The sequence below is a fragment of the Pyxidicoccus sp. MSG2 genome (assembly GCF_026626705.1).
Taxonomy (GTDB): Bacteria; Myxococcota; Myxococcia; order Myxococcales; family Myxococcaceae; genus Myxococcus.
Genome location: NZ_JAPNKC010000001.1, coordinates 7753638 through 7775264, shown reverse-complemented (window position 1 = coordinate 7775264; position 21627 = coordinate 7753638). Strand labels below are relative to the sequence as shown.

12 protein-coding genes are annotated in these 21627 nt (G+C 71.6%); 7 read left to right on the top strand and 5 right to left on the bottom strand.

Annotated features, from left to right (window positions below; translation table 11 throughout):
- Positions 1–454: 454 nt before the first annotated feature.
- Positions 455–5881 (bottom strand): hypothetical protein, encoded by a 5427-nt coding sequence (locus OV427_RS30565; RefSeq protein WP_267859726.1) that lies wholly within the window; start codon positions 5879–5881, stop codon positions 455–457.
- Positions 5882–6146: 265 nt separating this feature from the next.
- Here OV427_RS30565 and OV427_RS30560 point away from each other — a divergent pair, with 265 nt between their 5' ends.
- Both OV427_RS30560 and OV427_RS30555 read left to right on the top strand, forming a co-directional pair.
- Positions 6147–8063: an alkaline phosphatase family protein gene (locus OV427_RS30560; RefSeq protein ID WP_267859725.1), complete on the top strand. Its 1917-nt coding sequence runs from the start codon at positions 6147–6149 to the stop codon at positions 8061–8063.
- A gap of 61 nt (positions 8064–8124) precedes the next feature.
- Positions 8125–11625 carry a serine/threonine-protein kinase gene (locus OV427_RS30555; protein WP_267859724.1) on the top strand — a complete coding sequence of 1167 codons (3501 nt, stop codon included), beginning with the start codon at positions 8125–8127 and terminating at the stop codon, positions 11623–11625.
- Here OV427_RS30555 and OV427_RS30550 read toward each other — a convergent pair.
- Positions 11609–12190: a hypothetical protein gene (locus tag OV427_RS30550; protein WP_267859723.1), complete on the bottom strand. Its 582-nt coding sequence runs from the start codon at positions 12188–12190 to the stop codon at positions 11609–11611. The genes OV427_RS30555 and OV427_RS30550 overlap by 17 nt on opposite strands.
- A gap of 34 nt (positions 12191–12224) precedes the next feature.
- Entirely contained in the window at positions 12225–13850 is a 1626-nt protein-coding gene (locus OV427_RS30545; RefSeq protein WP_267859722.1) for a sigma 54-interacting transcriptional regulator, read from the bottom strand.
- A 326-nt stretch (positions 13851–14176) separates the two neighbouring features.
- Here OV427_RS30545 and OV427_RS30540 point away from each other — a divergent pair, with 326 nt between their 5' ends.
- From OV427_RS30540 to OV427_RS30530, 3 genes are all read left to right on the top strand, one after another.
- Positions 14177–15685: a hypothetical protein gene (locus tag OV427_RS30540; protein WP_267859721.1), complete on the top strand. Its 1509-nt coding sequence runs from the start codon at positions 14177–14179 to the stop codon at positions 15683–15685.
- 93 nt (positions 15686–15778) lie between these two features.
- Positions 15779–16696 carry a glycosyl hydrolase gene (locus OV427_RS30535; protein WP_267859720.1) on the top strand — a complete coding sequence of 306 codons (918 nt, stop codon included), beginning with the start codon at positions 15779–15781 and terminating at the stop codon, positions 16694–16696.
- Between the two features lie 67 nt (positions 16697–16763).
- On the top strand, positions 16764–17906 hold the full coding sequence (locus tag OV427_RS30530) for a serine hydrolase domain-containing protein (RefSeq protein WP_267859719.1): 1143 nt from the start codon (positions 16764–16766) through the stop codon (positions 17904–17906).
- Between the two features lie 56 nt (positions 17907–17962).
- Here OV427_RS30530 and OV427_RS30525 read toward each other — a convergent pair whose 3' ends face one another.
- Positions 17963–18208, bottom strand: coding sequence for a hypothetical protein (locus tag OV427_RS30525; protein ID WP_267859718.1), 246 nt, complete (start codon positions 18206–18208; stop codon positions 17963–17965).
- 180 nt (positions 18209–18388) lie between these two features.
- Between OV427_RS30525 and OV427_RS30520 the strand changes: the two genes are divergently transcribed.
- Both OV427_RS30520 and OV427_RS30515 read left to right on the top strand, forming a co-directional pair.
- A complete protein-coding gene (locus OV427_RS30520; RefSeq protein ID WP_267859717.1) occupies positions 18389–19714 on the top strand; it encodes an MFS transporter in 1326 nt (441 codons plus the stop codon).
- Positions 19715–19837: 123 nt separating this feature from the next.
- Positions 19838–20152, top strand: coding sequence for a hypothetical protein (locus tag OV427_RS30515; RefSeq protein WP_267859716.1), 315 nt, complete (start codon positions 19838–19840; stop codon positions 20150–20152).
- 24 nt (positions 20153–20176) lie between these two features.
- Here the strand turns inward: OV427_RS30515 and OV427_RS30510 are convergent, their stop codons facing one another.
- Positions 20177–21574, bottom strand: a complete 1398-nt coding sequence (locus OV427_RS30510) for a C1 family peptidase (RefSeq protein WP_267859715.1) — start codon at positions 21572–21574, stop codon at positions 20177–20179.
- Positions 21575–21627 lie beyond the last annotated feature (53 nt).

The following is a 21627-nucleotide window of genomic DNA, read 5'->3' as shown; positions in this document are numbered from 1 at the left end:
CCTCTCTCCGGGCGGCTCCGCGCGCGCATCCGCACATCCGGAGGCAGTTCGAGGGCGCAAGACGCACAGGCACGGGTCCGCCCGTTGCCCGAGACAACCCACCAGCCTGGGTCTTCCGCGCCCGCGGTGTCACCGAAGCGCCTCCGGGACGTGCCGGGCGCGCGGGGGCTCCACCCGGCGACGCAGGCCGACGGCTCCCGTGTGGAGGAGATATGGCAGCTTTTCGTCGACTCGGGTTACTTCAACCTCGCGGGTAGGTCGGCTGCCTGGTTCCAAGCCCGACGGACGAGCTTCATCGAGCTGGGGCGGCGTGCCGGGGAGCTGCCGGAGGTCCGCTGTGAGGTGGTGTGGCCCTCCGAGCGGGGCGTGGAGGCGACGTTCTCCACGAACGAAGCGCGAGCCCCCTGGCCTTCCGGGGACCCGCGCTCCTCACGGCGTCATGAACCGCGGCCCGTCAGATCGGCTCGATGACCTGGTCCAGGAAGAAGGGCGTGGCGGAAGTCACTCCCAGCATGCCCGTGGTGAACACGGCGAGGGCCGCGGAGGCGACCCCGAGACCCGTCTTGACGGTGCCCTCGTCAATCAGCTTGGCGCTGCCGCTGCAGATGGTGGAGACCCAGTCCACGAAGCTGCACACGCCCTCCACCACGTCCAGGCCGATGAGCCATTTGTCCTCGCCGCCCGCGTGGTCGACGATGCGGACGATGGCGTACGGCACGGCGAGCAGCAGGTCCAGGGTGGCGCCAATCATCCGGACGATGGGGCCGGCCTTCTCCGCCAGGTCCACCGCGCTGATGAACTCGGCCACCACCGCCAGGCCGCCCACCGCCCAGCGCGCATAACGGATGGTGCCGGCGATGGGCTGGAAGGACTTCACCGCTTGAGCGGTGAGCCAGATGGCCTTCCCAATGAACATCACCAGCCTGAACACCACCATGAACGGCGCCACCACCGGCGCCAGGGCAGTCAGGAAGGTCTTCAGCTTCTCGATGGCGCTGTACAGCGGCTTGACGATGGCGTCGCTCGTCACCTGGAAGAGGGACAGCACCTTGAGGAGGCCGTACCCCGCCGCGCCCACCACCAGCCCGGCGCCGCTCAGCGCAGTCCAGATGCCCGCGCCCACCATCGTGTCGAACGCGAAGGTGCGCGGCTTCTTGCTGGCCCCCGCGTAGCGCGGGTGCTGGGACAGCTCGGACGGGTCCACCGCCTCCGCGGCCATCAGGGCCCCGGGGACGCCGGCCGCGCTCAGCACCGGGCCCACGTCGACGAAGGGGAACGGCGCCTCGCCCTTGAGCAGCTTGTAGACGGTGGTGAGCGGCACGGAGATGAGCAGCGCCACCGCGTCCAGCACGGACATGTCATTGCCCACGTACTCGCGATACAGGGCGGAGATGACGGGCAGCTCAAGCTTCTTGTTGATGAGGTCCTGCGCCGCCGTCACCAGTCGCTGGCCGAAGCCGAGCAGCTTCACCAGGATGGTCTTGAACACGTCCAGCAGGCCCACCACCACGTCCGAGCCGAGCTGGACGATGAGGTCGTTGAAGGACAGCTTCCCCTTCAGCAGCCCGTCCGACAGCGTGGTGCCGAGCTGCTCCACGTTGACGCGAATCGTCTCCCAGATTTCCACCAGGTCGTTCAGCGTGGCGCGCAGCGGGTCGCTCTCCGGCAGCTTGGGCACTCCACCGGTGGAGCCCGACTTGAGCGCCTGCTGGAGGTGGTAGCCGGCGAAGTTGCCCACCGGGCTCCGGCTGAACGCGTCCACCCGGGCCTCCTCCTCTCGGGGCAACGAGTCCCGCGCGTCGCGGGCCGCCTGGAGTCCGGGCCGGCTCACGGCGTCACCGGCCTGGGTAATCGGCGCGAAGGCCCGGACGCGCTTCTTCAGGTCCTCGAAGAAGCCGTCGAGGGCTCCCGCCACGCCGCCCAGCGCCTGCGTGCCCCTGGCGATGGTCTGGTTGATGAGGTTCACCAGCACGTCGTGGGTGACGACGATGTCCTGCCAGGAGAACAGGAAGCCGAAGTAGTCGACCAGGTCGTCCAGGTCCACGCCGAGCGTCTCCTTCAGCACCCAGTGCACCAGCGCGTAGACCTGCTCGGCCGCGTGGAGCACCACCTGGAGGACCTTCTCCCCGAGCGTCACCACGAACTCCACCGTGTCGTTGACCACCCGCACCAGGAAGTCCGACACCTTCCGGGCGCCGCTCTGGAGGGCCGCCAGCAAACTGCCCGCGTCCGGGAACCAGGCCGGCGCCGCGACGAGCCCCGGCTCCGTGTCCATCGCGAGCGCGGTGGACATGCGCGGCCCGCCCGGCGACGCGCGCGGACCGTGGGTGGCGAGCGCCTGCTCTCCACGGAAGAAGCCCTCCCGTCCACCCTCCAGCACCACGCCCCAGGTGTGCGGCCGCGTCGCGGAGGCGCTGGCCCGGGACGCCCCCATCGGGGCCCGGCTCGCGCGCAGCATCCCGCCGCCTCCCGGCCCCCGCGGGCCTCCGTCCTTCAGCGTGCCCGCCAGGCCCACCAGCTCCTTCACGGCCCGGGCGGCGGTGTCCCGCTGCTTCGGCGTGGCGCCACCGCCCAGGGGCTTGCCGTCGCGCGACTTGAAGCGCAGCAGGTCGTCCCCGGTGTGGATGCGGCCCAGCGTCTCCAGCACGCGGGCGGCCGGCTCGACGCGCAGCTCGTCCTCCAGCCCGTCGGCGTGGACGAAGAAGGTGGGCGAGGCGAGGCCGCTCACCTGGTTGATGAGGGTGAGCCGGCCCTGCACGTCCGTCTCCACCTCCACGTCGCGGTCCGCGTCCAGCACGTGGGTGCCGCCGTTGACGGTGACTTGCGTCCACTCCGACGCGCGCAGGCGCACCTTCGCCAGCGCCGCCGGCTCGCCCTTGTCATCCGTGAGGGTGACCTGGCTGGTGTAGCAGGGGAACTCCAGCAGCCGGCCGCTGTCCGGCAGCGGCACCTCGCTCGACTCCCAGCGCCGCGTGCGCGGGTCCTGGTGGCGGTACTCGAGCGTGCCCGCGGACGTCACCACGAAGAGCGCGTTGGTGAGGCGCGCCTGGTTGCGCAGCGCCGCCACCTGCCGGGCGCCCTGGCCGAGCTGGAGGGGCGGAGACCACGCGAGCTCGCGGCCGGCGCGGGGGGCGCTCGTGTAGCCCAGGCCCCCGGCGGCATCCACCGTCCACACCGCCACGGTGTCCGCATCGCGCCGCACGAGCAGCCGCTCCACGGTGCCCACGTCCCCGGCGGCGGCGACGGCGGACACCGCCTCCCGCGAGCCGGCGTAGAGGAAGACGCCCTCGCCGCCCACGTAGAGGTCATCCGACAGCGCGCCGTCCGGGCCGGGCACCACGCCAATGCAGCGGGCGCGGGAGGGGAGCTTGAAGACGTACCGGGCCCGCTTGCCGTACTCGGGGTCCGGCATGCTGGTGAACTCCAGCGTCTGGTTGCGCCCGTTGGCGTAGAGCGCGTAGACGCCGCGGTCCCCCTGCATCCGGCCGATGGCCAGGTCCTGCAACTCGGTGGCATTCTCCGGCAGCTCGTAGGGCCGCCAGGTCCAGCTCGCGTCCTCCGCGTCCGCGTTGAACTGGTAGTGCTTCGCCTCCTTCCAGCGCGTCATCACCGCCACCAGGGCAAGCGGCGCGCCGTCACCGTCGTCCCCCGTGCCCAGCAGGATGCGGGTGATGCGCACCGGCCCCTCGCCCAGGGGACGGTGGACCCAGAGGGTCCCCACCTGGCTCCAGTCCGTCACCGCCTCGTCGTTGGACAGCCGTGGCGACACGTACAGCCGCGCGTCCTCCGGCCTGCCCGCCGGGCACACGGCGAGCGCGAGCGTGAGCGTGCCATCGCGGTCCTGCGAGACCTCGAAGGCAGTGGCCTCCAGTCCCTCACCCAGCGCGGCGGACAGGTCCTCCCGCCGCCAGCCGGTGGAGCCCGCCGCGTCGCGCCGGGTGACGAACAGGCGCCGGTCCTCGCTCAGGGAGAACAGCAGCGGCTCGCCCCGCGAGTCCTGCGCCACCTCGAAGCGCTCTCCGGCGCTCACCACCGAGGCGCTGGCGTAGTTCTTCATCAGCTCCGTGGAGACGGTGGAGCACAGCCGGGCCGGCGCGCCCGCCACCGCCTCGAGCACCGGTTGCGGGTGCTTCGTCCCCTGCAGGTGCTCCGTCTTGTAGCTGATGTCGAGCAGCACGTTGTCCGCGCTGTCCCGGGTGATGTTCTTGTAGAAGAAGACGTCGCCGGCCGGCAGCACCACGCGCGTCTCCACCTCGCCGAGCGTGGCGCGAAGCGCCCCCTGCATGCCGCTCACCAGCGCCGTCTGGAGGTCCACGCCGTGCTGGGTCATCTGGTCGAGCTGCTTGTTCAAGTCCCCGGCGATGGGGCTCACCAGGAAGTTGGCAATCTTCGCCAGCAGGCCCAGGTCGTGCTCCTTGACGGGCTTCGAGTCGGAGAAGTCCACCTGGAGGGTGAGCTTCCCATCCGTGCCCGCGAGCAGCCGGACGGTGAAGCCGAAGAAGATGCCCGTGCGGGTGTGGCAGATGAAGGTCTCGATGCCCAGCGGGTAGTGGTAGAACTCCTGCCGGTCCTCGATGGCGCCGTAGCCGTGGAACACCAGGTCGCGCCCGTTGGCCTGCCAGAGGCTGCACGTCGTGGAGCGGTACCGCCTCTGGAAGATGCGCGAGCCCGCGGGCGCCTGCGGCGTGAGGCTCACCCCGTAGCCATGGTTGGCGGAGTCCGGGTCGTCATTCAGGTTGTTCACCCGTGCGCTGGCCCTCCACGCCGGGCCGCTCAGGCTGCCCGTCGCCTCGCCCAGCATCTCGCTGATGACGTCGGGGCTCACCTCGCTCCAGTCCGACAGGCCGTACTCACTCACTCGCAGGAGGGCCTCCCGCACGCGCGGCAGCAGCTCCGCTTCCACGTACTCCTTCCGGAACTGCCGCGCGGCCACCACCATGCGGCCGTCGTACTCGCCAGAGGTCACCCAGTTGCGCGGGAAGACGCCCGCGCGAGGGTCCACCGGGAAGGGCTGGCCGCGCGTCATCAGCAGGAAGTTGAGGCTGCTCAGGCCCGGCTGCGCCGCGTCCTGGAAGCAGGAGAACGTCGTCCCGCTGGGCGCGAACAGCGCCGGAGGACCCTCGGCGGCATTCTTCCGCTCGATGCTGTAGCCGAGGATGTAGGGGTTCTCCGTGTTCTTGAAGGACTTGAAGTACAGCTCCAGGGCTCGGGTGAACTGGAGCAGCACGCCCCGGCTGACGCCGCCGCCGCCGTCGGTGGGCAGCTGGCTCAGCTCCGGCGCGTAGTCCGCGAGGTTCGCGCTCTGGAAGTCCATGAACAGCCGGCGGATGGAGAACAGGTCATCGGAGAACGCCTCCAGCTTCCGGCGCACCTCCTCGGGCACGGCGCCCGGCGCGCTGCGCTGGTGCTGCAGCATGTTCATGTTGACGCGGAAGGCGTACTGCCAGCCCTTGAACCGGAGCTCCTTCTTCTGGGCCTTGGGGCCGAAGCCCTCGAAGTACGTCAGCGCGCCGCTCTTCAGCCGCAGCATGAAGAGGACGGTGTACGGCGAGCTTTCACCGCCGAAGCGCACCAGCGGCGCGTCGAGGTTGGCGGAGAGCCGGATGCCCGTCTCCGGGTCCTCGATTTCCAGCGTGCGGTGGATGACGCCGCTCTGGAACAGCTTCTTGAACTGGAAGTTGACGGTGTCCTGGGTGACGGCCGTCACCAGGTGGTAGCCCATCAGGTCCGTCGGGGGCTCGGCCTCGGCGGCCATCAGCAGGTCGCCGCGCATCATCTGGACGTGCCGTGCGAACTCGGGGCTCTGTTCCAGCGCCTTCTCGGTGAGGTCGGACAGCCCGCTCGCCGCGCCGGTGAAGGGGTCCATCAAATCGACTTTCATGACGCACTCCGGGGTGGGGCCCTGCCCCGAGCGAACGTCATGCCCGCGCGAGCCAGGGAGTCCCCCGGGCCTTGAGCACGCGGAGTGCCAGCGCTCGCGGACGCGACTTCCTCCATAGAGGGCGCGAACGCGCGCTTCGTCGACGCCCGCGCCCGTATCGTCGACGGGGGCACGTCGACGCGTCGACGCGCGTCTTCGACGAAGCGCGCGCGGTCCGCTTCCAGAGGAGGCGCGCACGGCATGGGGGCTGCACTGCCTTCGAGGCATGCGCGACCACATCCAACACATCGTCCATGTGATGTTCGAGAACCGGGGCTTCGACAGCGTGCTGGGTCATCTGTACCGGCGCGATGAATTGCCCCTCCACCACCTGCCGGCGCTGCGCCCCGGGGAGCCCGCCTTCCATGGCCTGGACTTCCTGGACCGTGAGGCCCTGGCCAACACGCTGAAGGACGGCGCGGGGCACCCCGTGCGCACCACGGTGCCCTCCCCCGGCGTGCGGGCCATGAACAACCCCGGCGCCAACACGCACGAGGACTACGAGCACGTCAACGTGCAGCTATATGGCGCAAAGGAGAACCCGGCTCCCGGCGCGGTGCCGGACATGAAGGGCTTCCTCCAGGACTTCTCCACGCGCTTCAACCTGAAGTGGGACGCGCGCACGCTGGAGCGCATCGACCAGGTGCTGCGCTGCTACACGCCCGCGGACCTGCCGGTGCTCAACGGGCTGGCGCGCCGCTACGCGGTGTCAGACGCGTGGTTCTCCTCGGTGCCCACGCAGACGAACGCCAACCGGGCCTTCTCGCTGGCGGGGACGTCGCTGGGGCTGGTGGACAACGGCTTCCACGCCCGCGAGCCCAAGGCCATCCACGCGCCCCTGGCGGACGACGCCTTCGACACAGACACGCTGTGGCACGTCATGGAGCGGGCCGGCCGACGGGACTGGGCCGTGTATTGCCACGACAACTTCCCGCCGCTGCTCAGCAGCGTCCCCTACACGCGGCGCATCTTCCCCCGGCTGGAGCGCATCGAGCGCATCGACTCGCACTTCCAGCCCATGGCCCGCTTCTTCGAGCATGCGCGCACCGGCAGCCTGCCCGCCTTCACCTACCTGGAGCCGTCCTGGGCCGGCGAGGTCATGGGCCACATCGTCAACGGCAACGACTACCACCCGCCGGTGAATGTCACGCGCTCGGAGCTGTTCCTGCGGCAGGTGGTGAGCGCGCTGAGCGCCCACCGCGCGGCGTGGGAGCGCACGCTGCTCATCATCACCTTCGACGAGCACGGCGGGACGTATGACCACGTGCCGCCGCCCTGGGGTGCCATGCCTCCTTGGGGCCGGGGCCCCGCGCCCCACCCGCTCCAGCATGGCTTCGGGTTCGACCGCTACGGCGTGCGCGTACCCGCCATCCTCGTGTCGCCGTGGGTGGAGGAGGGCACCGTGTTCCGCGCCCCCGGCGACGTGCCCTTCGACCACACCTCGGTGACGGCCACGGTGCTGGAGTGGATGGGCATCCCCCGGGCGCAATGGAACCTGGGCGAGCGCGTGCTCCAGGCGCCGACCTTCGGGTTCGCCCTCACGCGCACCACGCCCCGCGTGGACCCGCCCTTCGCGCCGGTGCCCGACGTCCGTCCGGGGACGCCGCTGCGCTACGGCCAGCCCTTCCGCCTGCGCCACTCGAGCGGCGCGTACGTCACGGCGGCGAAGACGTCCCTCGGCTACGCCTATCCGAGTCTCGGCGCGGGGCAGCCGGTGACGCTGGAGCTGCGCCTGGGCCATGGCGAGGTGCGCGACGGCGCCACCGTCCAGGTCCTCTCCACCGAGGACGCGCTGGAGCGCAACAACTGCCTGGGCGCGTGGCGGGACAGGAAGGACTGCTACTACTCGGAGACCGACGACTCGCGGGACTACCTCCAGCAGCAGTGGGAGGTGCGGCGCGCGGGCCCCGGCAACGGGCCCCTGCGCTACGGCGACACCGTCACCTTCGGCAGCCGCTTCCCCGAGTTCATCGGGCACCGGCTGGCGGAGCATGGCGGATGGCTCAGCACACGCAGGGGTGCCTCGGACACCTGGGTCATCGAGCCTCCCGCCGTCCTCTTCGCCGGCACCGGGAGCGATACCTGGGAGGGCGGCCTCGCCTGGGACGGCTCCGGCGGCGGGCCCCGCTTCCCACCAGAGTAGGGGCGGCCCGTCTCGGAAGACGCGGGGAGCATGCTCTCATGGAGGTCGTGGAGATACGGGCATGAGGGAAGCGCACGAAGCGGAGCTGGGCCTGGCCCTGGCGGAGGGCGTGCTGGGGCGCGAGGAGGCGGACGCCCTGGGCGCCGAGGCCCGCCGCCTGGGCCAGTCACCCCTGGAGCTGCTCGTGGCCCGGGGGAAGCTCTCCGACGAGACGCTGCTGTCGCTGCGGGGCCGGCTGCGCGGAGGCACCGGCCCGGAGGGCTCCGAGCGGGACTCCGCCCCCGCCGCCGAGGGGCCTCCCACGGAGGGCGGAGTGACACCCGCGCCCATGGACGCGGGGGCCCTGGACTTCCCCGTGCCCGACTGGGACCGCTACCAGCCCGTGCGCCTGCTGGGCCAGGGTGGCATGGGGCGGGTGTTCCTCGCCTATGACTTGCGGCTGCGCCGCCACGTGGCCCTCAAGTTCGTCCGGGGTGACGACGTGGAGCTGGCCCGCCGCTTCGTCGCCGAGGCCCGCGCGCAGGCGAGGGTGCGGCACCAAGGCGTGTGCCAGGTGTACGAGGTGGGCGAGGTGCAGGGGCGGGTGTACATCGCCATGCAGTACGTGGACGGGCAGCCGCTGGGGGCGCTGGTCCGCGTGCTCACGGCGGAGCAGAAGGCACTGGTGCTGCGCGACGCCGCCGAGGGCGTGCATGCCGCCCACCACGCCGGCCTCATCCACCGTGACTTGAAGCCCTCCAACATCCTGGTGGAGCGCGCGGAGGACGGCGCCCTCCGGACGTACGTGCTGGACTTCGGGCTGGCGCGGGACTGGAAGGACGGCCACACCGCCAGCGGCACGGTGCTGGGCACGCCGCACTACATGGCGCCCGAGCAGGCCCGAGGCGAGACGGCACGCCTGGACCGGCGGGCGGACGTCTACGGCCTGGGGGCCACGCTGTACCACCTGATGACGGGCGAGCCGCCCATCCCGGGGGACAATGGCCTGGAGGTGCTCGCCAACGTCGCCACCGTGGAGCCGCGCCCGCCGCGAGCGCTGGACGCGGACCTGCCGGCGGACCTGGAGGCCATCACCCTCAAGTGCCTGGAGAAGGACCGCTCGGCCCGCTACGACTCGGCGCGCGCGCTGGCGGAGGACCTGGAGCGCTTCCTCTCCGGCGAGCCGGTGCGGGCGCGCGCGGCGGGCGCGTGGTACCGCCTGCGCAAGCGGCTGCACCGCCACCGGCGGCTGGCGGCGCTGGCCGTGGCCGCGCTGGCGGTGGTGGGCGTGGCGGTGGGCCAGGCCGTGCTGGCGCGCCGGGAGGTGGCGGAGCGAGAGCGACTGGCGCGCCGCTTCACCGAGCGGGTGGAGAACATCGAGGCCCTGGCGCGCTACTCCGGGCTGGCGCCGCTGCACGACACGCGCGCGGACCGGAAGAAGCTGCGCGCGCGGATGCGGGAGCTGGAGACGGAGCTGGCCACGGCCGGGGCTCCCGCGCTGGGGCCCGGCCACTTCGCGCTGGGCCGGGGCCACCTGGCCCTGGGTGACGAGGCGGCCGCGCGAGAGCACCTGGAGACGGCCTGGGAGCACGGCTTCCGCGAGCCCCGGCTGGCGTACGCGCTGGCGCTGGTGTTGGGGCACCAGTACCAGGCGCGGCGGCTGGAGGCGGAGCGGCTGCGCGAGGTGGGCGCGCGCGAGGCCCTCCTCACGGACCTGCGGCGCCGCTACCGCGACCCGGCGCTCGCGTACCTGCGCCTGGCCGATGGCGCGGAGACACCCTCCCCCGCGTACGTGCCGGCGCTCATCGACTTCTACGAGGACCGCCTGGACGAGGCCCTGGCGCGGCTGAACGCAGGAGACGGCGGCGAGTCCTGGTCCTTCGAGGTGCCCCTGCTCCAGGGCGACATCCTGCTGGCCCGCGCCACCCGGCGCTGGAACGAGGGGCGGACGGAGGAGGCTCGCGCCGACTTCGAGGCGGGCCGCCGCGCCCATGCCGCCGCCGCCGCCATCGGCGAGAGCGTGCCCGCCGTGTACCTGGCGCGGGCCCAGCTCGAGTACGCCGCCCTCGTCATGGAACTGTACGGAAAGGGCGACGTGGCGCCCCCCTTCGCTCGCGCCACCGAGGCGCTCTCGCACGCGCTCACGGTGGCGCCGGACGACTACGCGGCGCACGTGCTGAAGGCGAGCCTCCACCGCCGTCTCGCCGAGCAGCGCACCGGCCGCGGAGAGGACGCCCGGTCGCCGCTGGACGAGGCACTGTCCTCGGCACGCGCGGCGCTGGCGCTCGCGCCCGGACGGCCGGAGGCCCGGCTGGAGCTGGGGCTGAGCCTGTGGCAGCGCGCGCGCGACCTGCTGGGACACGGCGAGGACCCGCGCGAGGCGCTCCAGCAGGCGGCGGAGGCGTTCGAGAGCATCGGCCCCGAGGAGCGGGACTACCACTTCCACGCCAACCTCGGCCTCGTCTTCAAGCTCCGCGCGGACCACGAGGACCAGACGGGCGGAGACCCGCTGCCGTACCGGGACCGCTCCATCGCCTCCTACCGCGCGGCGCTCCAGCTCGACGAGCACCTGCCGGATGCGTGGATAAACCTGGGCGCCGCGTACCTGCGGCGGGCCTCCCACTCACGTGGCGACGGGGAGGCGGACCTGGCGCGGGCCGCGGAGGCGCTCGGCCGGGCGCGGGCGCTCAACCCCGGGCAGCTCGTGCCGTACTTCCAAGAGGGCCAGGTCTTCGAAGAGCTGGCTCGGAGGAAGCGGGCGCGCGGCGGGGAAACACGGCCGGACCTGGAGCGCGCGCTCGCGATGTACCAGCAGGGGATTGCCATCAACCCCTCGCTCGCGCCGCTCCACTTCGGCGTGGGAGCCATCCACATCGCCCGGGCCCGCGAGGCTCGCGAGCACGGCGGCTCGCCCTTCCCGCTGCTCGACGAAGCGGAGGCCGCCTACGCGCGGGGGCTCGCGCTGGCGCCGAAGGGCGGGCTGGGAGACAACAACCTGGGCGAGGTCCACGCGTGGCGCGCCCGCTACCAGCGCGAGCTGGGCGGGGACCCGGGCCCGAGCGCGCGGGCAGCGGTGGAGGCCTACCAGCGGGCCATCGAGCGGCTCCCCCGGCACGCGGTGCCGAGGGCCAACCTGGGCCGCGTCCTCCACACGCTGGCGGCGTACGAGTTGGAGCACGGAAAGGACCCGAGGCCGGAGCTGTCCCGCGCCGAGGAGGCACTGCGACGCGCGCTGGAGCTCAACCCCCGCGAGACTGAAGCCTGGCGCTCGCTGGGAGAGGTCCACACGGTGCGCGCCGGCTGGCTCATGCGGCGGAGGCAGGCCCCGGACGCGGAGCTCGCGGCGGCGGAGGGCGCCTTCACGAAGGCGCTGGAGCTGGCGCCGGACGACGGAGAGGCCCGGCTCGCCTTCGGCAGCTTCTGGCGGACCCACGCGGAGTGGCGGGCCGGGACGGGTCAGGACGCGAAGGCGGATGTGGAGCGCGGCCTCTCGCTGGTGGAGGCCGCGCTGGCCACCCGGCCCGGGTGGGCGGAAGCCGTGGAGCTGCGCGCGCGGCTGCGGGCGCTCAGTCCTTCGAGATGACCTCGATATCCCCCTTGAGGTCGGTGTGGGGGTCGTCGCTCTTCGGAGGAGCCTTGATCTGGTACGGGCCCTCCTTCGCATCGGGAAGGACCCGCAGGATGAGCGTGTCCTGCGGCCTGATGGGGCGAGTGCCGGCCGGACCAAAGCACTCGGGGACGTGGACCGGCACTTCGTCGTCCTTCCGCGCCGATATCACGTGGACCTCCTGGCCCTGCTTGACGGTGAGCTTCAGAGGATCGAACCGGTCGTCGTGCAGCCAGAGGTGCTTCGGGACCTGCTCGGTGGGAGCGAGGGAGGGAGAAGCGCCCCCCCGCGCGGCTTTCTTCGCGGGAGCCTTGCGCGCTGACCTCTTCGCGGGGGCCCTGCGCGCTGTCTTCTTCGCCGCTGCCTTCTTCGCCTGGGTCTTCTGCGCGGGGGCCCTGCGCGCCGCCTTCTTCGCAGGGGACTTCTTCGCCACTGCCTTCTTCGCAGGAGCCTTCTTCGCCGCTCTCTTCTTCGTCGCCGCCTTCTTCGTGGGGGACTTCTTCGCCGTCACCTTGCGCGCAACCTTCTTCTTCGTCGCCATGGGCGCTCCTCCCTCTCGTTGACGCGAGCGAAGGCTACACCCCCCGAGAGTTTTTCTGCGCGAGGCCCAGCTCCTTGAGCCTGCGGCTCAGGGCCCGCCTGGAGACCTCGAGCCGCCGTGCCATGGCATCCAGGTCGCCCTGGCACTCGCGATGGCATCGAAGGATTTCCTCCGGGCTGAGGTCTCCGGCGGTGCGGATGTTCGGGCTGCGGTCCACCAGGTCGTAGACGGAGGGCCGGGGGATGCCGAGCTGGTCCGCCGCGGCCTGGAAGTCCCACGCGTTCTCCCGCAGCGCGGCGAGCAGCTCCGGCTCGGAGATGTCCGCTGGCTTGCGCCGGGAGGGAGCCTTCTCGGGCGGTGGCGTGACGGGCGCGGAGTCCTCGAGCACGGTGAGGGCGGGGGGTGGCGTGGCGCCGGAGTCCAGCTCCCGCAGCAGGCGGGGCTCGGCCCGCAGGTAGGGCAGGCCACGGCTGCCGATGACGAGCTGCCGCGTCACGTTACGGAGCTGGCGCACGTTGCCGGGCCAGCCGAAGCGCAGCAGTCGCACCGCCAGCGGCACCGGCAGCCACGGCTCGGCGCGCGCGTCCTCGGCATCCAGGCGGTGCGCCCCGCCGAGCGCCCGCAGCTCCTCACGCGCGAAGTGGAGGAAGAGCGCGCCAAGGTCCTCGCGGCGCTCGCGCAGCGGTGGCAGGCAGACCTCGTAGCCGGCCAGGCGGTGCAGCAGCGGGGCCTTGAAGCGTCCCTCGTCTATCTGCGCCTCCAGGTGGGCGTCCGTCGCGGCAATCAGACGCACGTCCGTGGCGACGGGAGCGCTGGCGCCCACGGGGAAGACCTCGCCCGTCTCCAGCACGCGCAGCAGCATGACCTGCACCTCGGGCGGCGCCTCGCCGACCTCGTCCAGGAAGAGGGTGCCCCCGTGGGCGGCGCGGAAGTAGCCCTCGCGGTCCCGGGTGGCGCCCGTGTACGCGCCGCGCTGCGCGCCGAAGAGCTCGGCGGCGGCCAGCTCACGGGGGATGGCGCCCAGATTCACACTGACGAAGTGCCCCGCGCGCCGCTGGCTCTGCTGGTGGATGGCCTGCGCCACCAGCTCCTTGCCGGTGCCCGTCTCGCCACGGATGAGCACCGGCACGTCCAGGTCGGCCACCTGGGCGATGTGCCGGCGCACGCGCCGCAGGGCCGCGCTTCCGCCCACCATGCCGAGCGACTCCGGAGCCGCCTCCACTTCCACCTCTTCCAGGTGGAGCAGCAGCACGATGCGGTCGGCGAGCTCGAGGGGGACGCCCGCGGCCAGCGCCTCGGGCCCCAGCTCCAGGACGCCTTCCACGGGCCGGCCCACGGACACCGGTGTCCCGTCCGGCTCCACGTGCAGCCGGACGCCTCCGTCCCGGCCCGGCGTCAGTCGGAGCGGCTTGCGGCTCAGGAAGGGCGCCGCGAGCGGCAGGCCGAGCGCCTTTCCCGGAGGAAGGAAGTCCGGCGCGTTGCGCGACAGGAGCACCTCTCCGCCCGAGGCCAGCGCGTCCAGGAGGAGCCGCTCACCGGCCCGGCGCGGCACGGGGTGGGAGACGATGGTCAGCGCCGGCACGACGCGGACCCCTGGCTCGGGGCCTCGCCGGCCGCGCCCCGCAAGCGTGGATTCGTCGAAGTAGCTCTTCTGCGTCATGGGGTCGCCACGTCCCGGGGACGGACCGGAGCGGGCCATGCCGGGTCCACCGGACAGGCGACCGGCGGGCGCCCGCGCAACGGCACGCGCGGTGACGATGGCCCGTGAAGCGGCTTCACACGCGGCATGGCCCGACTCTACCGCGTGGACGGGCAGGCGGCCGGCAGGGCCTCACGACGGCGCCGGGCGCACACGAGCGCACGGCGCCATGAGCACCACCGGACTGCCCGGCCCGCACGTATGCCGCCCCGCGTCATGGGACTCTGGTACGTTGGCCGCCAGAGGTTCTCCCCCTGCTGACCCGCTCCACGACACGCGCCCTCGGAGTGCCGGGCCTGACCGCCCTGCTCTTCCTGCTGCCCTGGTTCATCTATGGGAGCGCCGTCTTCCAGCGCTACGGCCTGCGGGACGACTACGCCATCCTCCGCGAGGCGCGCGAGGAGCCGGGGAAGATTCTCCGCGTCTGCGCCGCCATGGGTCGCCCGCTGTACGGCTGGCTGCTGGAAGCGTCCGTGCGCGAGGCGGGCAACATCGACGGCCTCGCCCTGCTGCGGGCCCTGTCCGTCACGGGGCTGGGACTGCTGGGCGCCGCCCTCTTCCTGCTCCTGCGCAGGGAGGGCTGGCGCGCGGCCCCCTCGACGCTGCTCGCCGCGTTCCTCACCCTGATGCCGTCCGCGCAGGTCATCGCGAGCTGGGGCATCTGCTGGCCCCAGACGGTGGCGCTCCTGCTGACGGTGGGTGCATTCGCCCTCGCACGGCGAGGCTTCGAAGCACCGCCCGAGGCCACATGGCGGCGGTGGGCGGGGTGCCTGGGCGGTGTCGTGGCCATGGGCACCGCGACGCTCATCTATCAGGTGAGTGGCCTGTTCTACGCCGTGCTGCTCGCCGCGGCGCTGGTGCTGCGACGGGACACGGACCTGCGCGTCCCGGCGCGCTGGCTGGCGCGGCATCTCCTCGTCATGGGCTGCGGCCTGGGCGTCGCCTTCATCGTCACCAAGCTGTCCTTCGCGCTGGGTCTCTTCGCGCCCTCGCCGCGCATCGCCTTCGAGCAGCACTTCCTCGACAAGGCGGGCTGGTTCCTCACCCAGGTGCTTCCCAACGCGCTGGCCCTGAGCGCCCTCAACACGACGGGCTCCGTGCCAACGGCGGGCTACTGGCCCATGGTGGGCCTGACGCTCACCGTGCTGACGCTGGGCCTCTTCGTCGAGGGCCGCCGCGCGGGCCGCATCGGCGTGGGGACGTGGCTGGTGGGGCTGGGGGTGCTGTCCGCCGCCGCGTACTCCGTCAGCTTCCTCGCCAGCGAGCGCTGGCCCACGTACCGCACCCTCTACGCCCTCACCGGCGTGTGGAGCGTCTACTTCGTCGCGTCGCTCATGAACCTGGGGAGCCGCTGGCCCACCACGCACGGCCCGCGCGTCGCGACGGCGCTGCTGGGCGGGTTCGTGGCGGTGAGCGCCCTGCTCGCCCACCGGCACTCGCTGGAGTTGTTCGCGCTTCCGCAGGGCCGTGAACTGGCGCTGCTGGAACAGGGCGCGCGCCAGGTGGTGCCCACCCGGCAGGCCCGCGTCTTCGTCCTCACCGCCCGGCAGAGCGACTCGTCCGCGCCCCTGCGCTACCTGGACGAGTTCGGCTCCGTGTCGGTGGACACCGAGTGGGTGGCGAAGGAGATGTTCCGCGCGCTCGTGGAGGAGCGTTTCCCCGAGGAGCGCGACGTCAGCCACCTCTACCGCTTCGCCGCCGGCCCCGTCCTCCCCGAGCCGCGCGCCTACGACATCCTCGTCGACATGCGCGCGCAGCCGAGGGAGCCGCCGCGCCCCATCCACCTCGCCCGCTGACCTCGGGCGCACGCCCTTCGCCGTCCTGATTAAGCTGTCCCCCGCAGCCTCGAGTCCACAGCAGGGCCGCCTCCCGGCCCGAGGTGAAGCCACATGAGAAGCATCCTCGCACCGGCCTGCGTCGTGGCCCTCCTGCTGCTGGGGTGTGACCCGGCCGCCTCGGCACCGAAGGGCGACGAGGACGCGGGGCCGTCCGATGCCGGCGTCTCCAGGGACGCGGGCACCGAGCCCTCGGCCAAGAGCGCCAAGCGCGGGATTGCCTTCGACCTGGCGACGCCCGCGGACCTCGCCGCCGTCTCTCCGGGCGTGAGCTGGTGGTACAACTGGAGCTCCCGGCCCCACCGCGACGTGCCCACGGACTACCGCGCGCGCTACGGCATGGACTTCATCCCCATGCTCTGGAACGGGAACTTCGATGCCGCGGGCGTCGAGACCTGGCTCAAGGCCAATCCCCACGTCCACTACCTGCTGCTCCTCAACGAGCCCAACCTCGCGGACCAGGCCAACCTGTCACCGAAGGACGCGGCGGCGCTGTGGCCCCGCTATGAGAGCGTCGCCGCCAACACGGGCGTCAAGCTCGTGGGTCCGGCGATGAACTGGGGCACGGTGCAGGGGTACTCGGACCCGGTCGTCTGGCTCGACGCGTTCTATGCGGCCTACCGCGCGGCGAATGGGAACCGCGAGCCGCGCATCGATTACCTCGCGTTTCACTGGTACGACTACGGGCTCGCGGGCCAGTTGGACCGGCTGAAGAAGTACGGCAAGCCGTTCTGGGTGACGGAGTTCGCCAACTGCCACGCCCAGCGGGACGGCGCACAGATTGACTCCGTCGCGAAGCAGAAGGCCCAGATGGCGGAGATGGTCTCCGTCTGCGAGAGCCGTGAAGACGTGTTCCGCTATGCCTGGTTCACCGGCCGGTGGACGAACGACCCGTGCTTCGCCAGCCTGCTGGGAGCGCCCGGTGTCGTGACGGAATTGGGCGCGCACTACCTCTCCCTGCCCTTTCAGTGAGCTTTCGGCACGCGGCCCCGCAACCATTTCCCCTGAGGGGTGTTGGAGGACACCCGAGGAGAACGGGATGACGAACGTGGTGCGCGTGCTGGGGCTGTCCCTGGGTGTGTTGCTGTGGGCCTGCGGTGGAGGCTCGTCGGATTCCGATGCGGGCACGGCTCCGGACGCGGGAGGCTCGGACGCGGGGGCGGACGGAGGCAGCACCGTCCCCGACGCGGGCCCGGCCTGGGATGCCGTGGGGGCACTCATGGACGCGCGGGTGGCCGACGCGGGCCCCTCCGTCCCGGGGCTGGGCCTGGCCGTGTACGACGCACAGGACCGCAAGGTGTACGAGCACATGGTGGGCGACTTCGCGCCCGACCGGAGGGTGGCGGTGGCGTCCTCCTCCAAGATGGTGGCCGGCACCGTCCTCTTCGAGGTCATCCGCCAGGGTCACCTCACGCTCGACTCCACGACGGGCGAGGTGCTCGGCTGGACGGGTGACAAGGCGAACATCACCCTGCGTCACCTGCTGTCCTTCACCTCCGGGATGCAGAACGAGCACCTCTGCACGCTGCGGGCCGACTACACCCTGGCGGACTGTGTCGCCATCATCGCCACCACGCCGCAGGTCGCCCCGCCCGGCACGCGCTTCGACTACGGCAGCACGCACCTGCAGGTGGCGGCGCGCATGGCCGAGGTGAAGACGGGCAAGCGCTGGAACGACCTTTTCCGGGAGACGCTGGCGGCGCCCCTCGGCCTGCCCCCGGAGGTGACGTACTTCACCGCCCCCCGGAAGGCGGAAGGCACCAGCAACCCGCTCATCGCTGGTGGGCTGCGCACGTCGATGAACGAGTACGCCCCGCTGCTGGGGCTCGTCTTCCACCGCGGCAGCTACGCCGGCCTGGAGCGCGGCACGCCGGAGCTGTTCGACGCGCAGACGCGCGAGCCCTTCCCCGACGTGACGATTGGCAACTCCCCCGTGAAGGACCTGGGGCGGGCCTACCGCTATGGCCTGACGGCCTGGCTGCACTGCGACACGCCCGCGGATGGCTGCGACATCATCAGCTCGCCGGGCGCGTTCGGCTGGACGCCCTGGATGGACCGGGAGGCGGGGTACTACGCCGTCCTCGGCATGCAGCTGGACCGGAGCAACGAGGGCGTCGTCGGCTTCTCGGTGGACCTCTCCGTCGAGCTCCAGCCGCTCATCCGCGCGGCGCTCGGGCACTGAAGCAGTACTTCCGCCGTGGCGCTCGCGGGCCACGGCGGCCACTGTTCCAGGCGATGCTACTGACAGGTGTTCTCACACACACTGCGGATGCAGGTCCAGCACGGGCCGTGGCACGAGGGACTACAGGCCGCCAGGGACTGCTCGCTCCCGGCCTCCGTCATCTCCAGCGACTGGGACGCCACCGCCACGGAACGGTCCGTGTCATCGCTCCCGGCGGGAGCGGCGGAGCAGCCACCCAGAGCCAGCGAGGCAGCGCCGACCAGAAGCAGCGTGGACAACTGACGCGTGAGCTTCGAGAACATCGGTGTCTCCTTTGTCCGTCTGTGATTGGTGAAGCAGGGACACTCTGACACAAAGTGTATGCAGGACGCGACCAACCATCCTTCCTTGTATAATCAGCCCTCCCCGGCCAGGCCCCACCGCGGCCCGGGCCACGTCCCAGCGCCAGCGACGCCCGGTTCGGCCTATGCTCCCGGGCACGCATGCCGACCGCATCCCTCGAACCCGGGCAGCACTCCGCGCAGCGCCCGCTCACCGGCCAGGACGCCCGGACGCTCGGGCTGGCGGCGCTTGGTGGCGCGCTGGAGTTCTACGACTTCATCATCTTCGTGTTCTTCACGACGGTGATTGGCCAGCTCTTCTTCCCGCCCGACACGGCGGAGTGGCTGCGGCAGCTCCAGGCGTTCGGCCTGTTCGCGGCGGGCTACCTGGCGCGTCCGCTGGGCGGCATCATCATGGCGCACTTCGGCGACCGCACCGGTCGCAAGCGCATGTTCACCCTCAGCGTGTTCATGATGTCGGTGCCCACGCTGCTCATCGGCGCGCTGCCGACGTACGCGACGGCGGGCTACGCGGCGCCGCTGGCCCTGCTCCTCCTGCGCATCTGCCAGGGCGCTGCGGTGGGCGGCGAGGTGCCGGGCGCGTGGGTGTTCGTCTCCGAGCACGTCCCGCACAACCGCGTGGGCTTCGCGTGCGGCACGCTGACGTCGGGGCTCACGCTGGGAATCCTGCTCGGCTCGCTGGTGGCGACGCTGGTGAACACCGTCTTCACCCCGGAAGAGGTGCATGCCTACGGGTGGCGCCTGCCCTTCCTCGTGGGCGGCGTGTTCGGCTTCCTGGCCGTCTTCCTGCGCCGCTGGCTCGCGGAGACGCCCGTCTTCGAGGAGATGCGCCAGCGCCGCGCCCTGGTGCAGGAGCTACCGCTCAAGGCCGTGCTGCGCGGCCACGGCGTCGCGGTGGTGGTGTCGATGCTGCTCACCTGGGTGCTCACCGCCGGCATCGTGGTGGTCATCCTGATGACGCCCACGCTGGTGCAGAAGCTCTACGGCATTGCCCCGGCCCAGGCGCTGGAGGCCGCGAGCGTCGCCACGCTGGCCCTCACGGTGGGCTGCATCGCCTACGGGTTGCTCGCGGACCGCGTGGGCGTGGGCCGGGCGCTGGTGCTGGGCTGCGGGCTGCTGCTCGGGGCGACGTACCTGTTCTATCTCGGCGTGGGCGCGGCGCCGGAGCGGCTCGTGCCCCTGTATGCGCTGGTCGGCTTCTGCGTCGGCGTGGTGGGCGTGGTGCCCACGGTGATGGTGCGCGCCTTCCCCGCCGAGGTGCGCTTCTCCGGGCTGTCGTTCTCCTACAACGTGGCCTACGCCATCTTCGGGGGCCTGACGCCGCTGGTCGTCACCCTGATGATGAAGAACCACCCCCTGGCCGCCGCGCACTACGTGGCGGCCCTGTGCGGCGTGGGCATGGCGGTGGCCGTGTACCTGCTGAGCGCGGGCCGCTCGCGCTTCGCCGCGGTGACGCCCGCGCCCTGAGACACGGCCAAGCGCGAACAGGCGCGGAGGTGCGACAACCCCGCCCGCAACTTCCGCCGGGCTCCCGGGTTCATTTCTCCAGACACCTTCGCCGGCCCGGCCGGCCTGGACCTGGAGACGAACATGAAGCGGAACATCCTGGCGGTGGGGACGATGGTGCTGGGGCTGATGACGGCGCTGCCCGCGAGCGCGGCGAAGGCCGACCGGCGGCAGGTGAACCAGCAGGAGCGCATCGTCCAGGGCGTGAAGAGTGGGGAGCTCACCGGCCGTGAGGCGGTGCGGATGGAGCGGCAGCACCGCGCCATCCGGCGCGACATCCGCGAGGCGCGCAGCGACGACGGCCACCTGGACGCCGGCGAGCGCGCCCGGATTCGGCGTGAGCAGAACCGGCTGAGCCGCCGCATCCAGCGCCAGAAGCACGACGGCCAGTCGCGCTAGCGCGCTGGCCGCGGCGTCACGGACTCACAGTCCGACGTAGAACGGGAGGCTGCCACCGACAGCCACCGCGAACCCATCCACGAAGACCGCGGGCTCGGCGACCAGGAAGCTCGTGTAGGGGTGGTAGACGCCGAAGGGGTCATACCCCCCGCGCGGAATCTGCAACGAGGCATAGGGAAGGTCGGCGGACCACGCCATCTGGAGTCCCGAGCCAGGAATGGCGAGCCGGCTCGTCCCGGTGGCGGCCTGGCCCATCACATCCACGAACGGCATGGTTCCGGCGACCAGCTGTCCCTTCGAGCCACCGCCCGCGTCCCAGAAGACGTGCACCACGACCTGGCCCTGCGAGCCCGCGCCAGCGCCGACTGCCACGGTCCCCGACAGGCGCATGCAGTACGGCAGGCCCGGGTAGGGGCACGAAACGTTGTGCTGGACCTGGGCCACCTGGACCGTGGAAGTGGGGGGCACCGGGTCCGGGCCGGTTCCCGCATCCGGCGCCGTTCCGCCATCCGGAGAGGGGCTCGGGCCATTGCCATTGTCGGCGTCCTTGGCGACGTAGGCCTCGACCACCACACTGGGAAAGTGCTCATAGGCCACCCACCCGTAGCCCTGGTCTCCCCACCCACTTCCCCATGAGTTGATCAACTTGAAGGCGCGCCGCGCGTCGTCGTACCCGACGAGCGCCATGGCATGCCCGCCCAGGACGCCCCCCGATGAGCTGCTCCAGACGGAGCCCTGGCGCATCTGCGTGAAGCCCTGGTCCACCTTCGCCCCGATGAGCACGGGGAAGCCGGCGTGGAGCTGCCCCTTGATTCCCCTCAGGTCGGACACGCCGATGCGACGCCAGGTCTCAATCTTGAAGCGCTTCGCATTGGCCCGCGCCGCCCCGCCAGGAGCGGACTGAAAGTCCCGAGCGTCATAGGGCATGTCCGCCAACGTGGCCGCCCCCTGCTGCGCCATCAAATCGAGGGCCTCCGAGAACAGCGAGCCCCGGTCCTGGCCGTGGTTGATCTGGTTGTAGATGAAGGCCGGGCTGAAGACATGCTGGGCGTCGACCCCGCCCCCCGAGCCCGTCAGGCCCCAGCCCTCCTCCACCTTTTCCTGGTAGCTCTTCAGCGCATAGGCGACCGCCCATCCGACACAGGAGGACTGGTTTCCCTGGTCACCCGGAGGAGGGAGCTTGCCCGAGAGGTCTACACGGGCCGGCAGCTCCTCGCCCGCGAATGGCGTGACTGCCATCTGCATCTTCTCGAGCTGCGCGGCCGTCGCGAGCTCCAGCCCGAGCCTCCGGGTCACTCCCGGCTCATCGGGGAGCCCTCCCGCGTCGTTCTCCCCTGGGAGGTTGTCCGAAGGGTCAGGCGTTTCGATGCACGCCGAGAACGAAAGAAGGAGCAGCGACACCAGCCCACGGAAGACAAACATCCTGCTTTGCATCCCCACCCCATGCGACATGAGAGGCCGCCCATCTTGAAGGA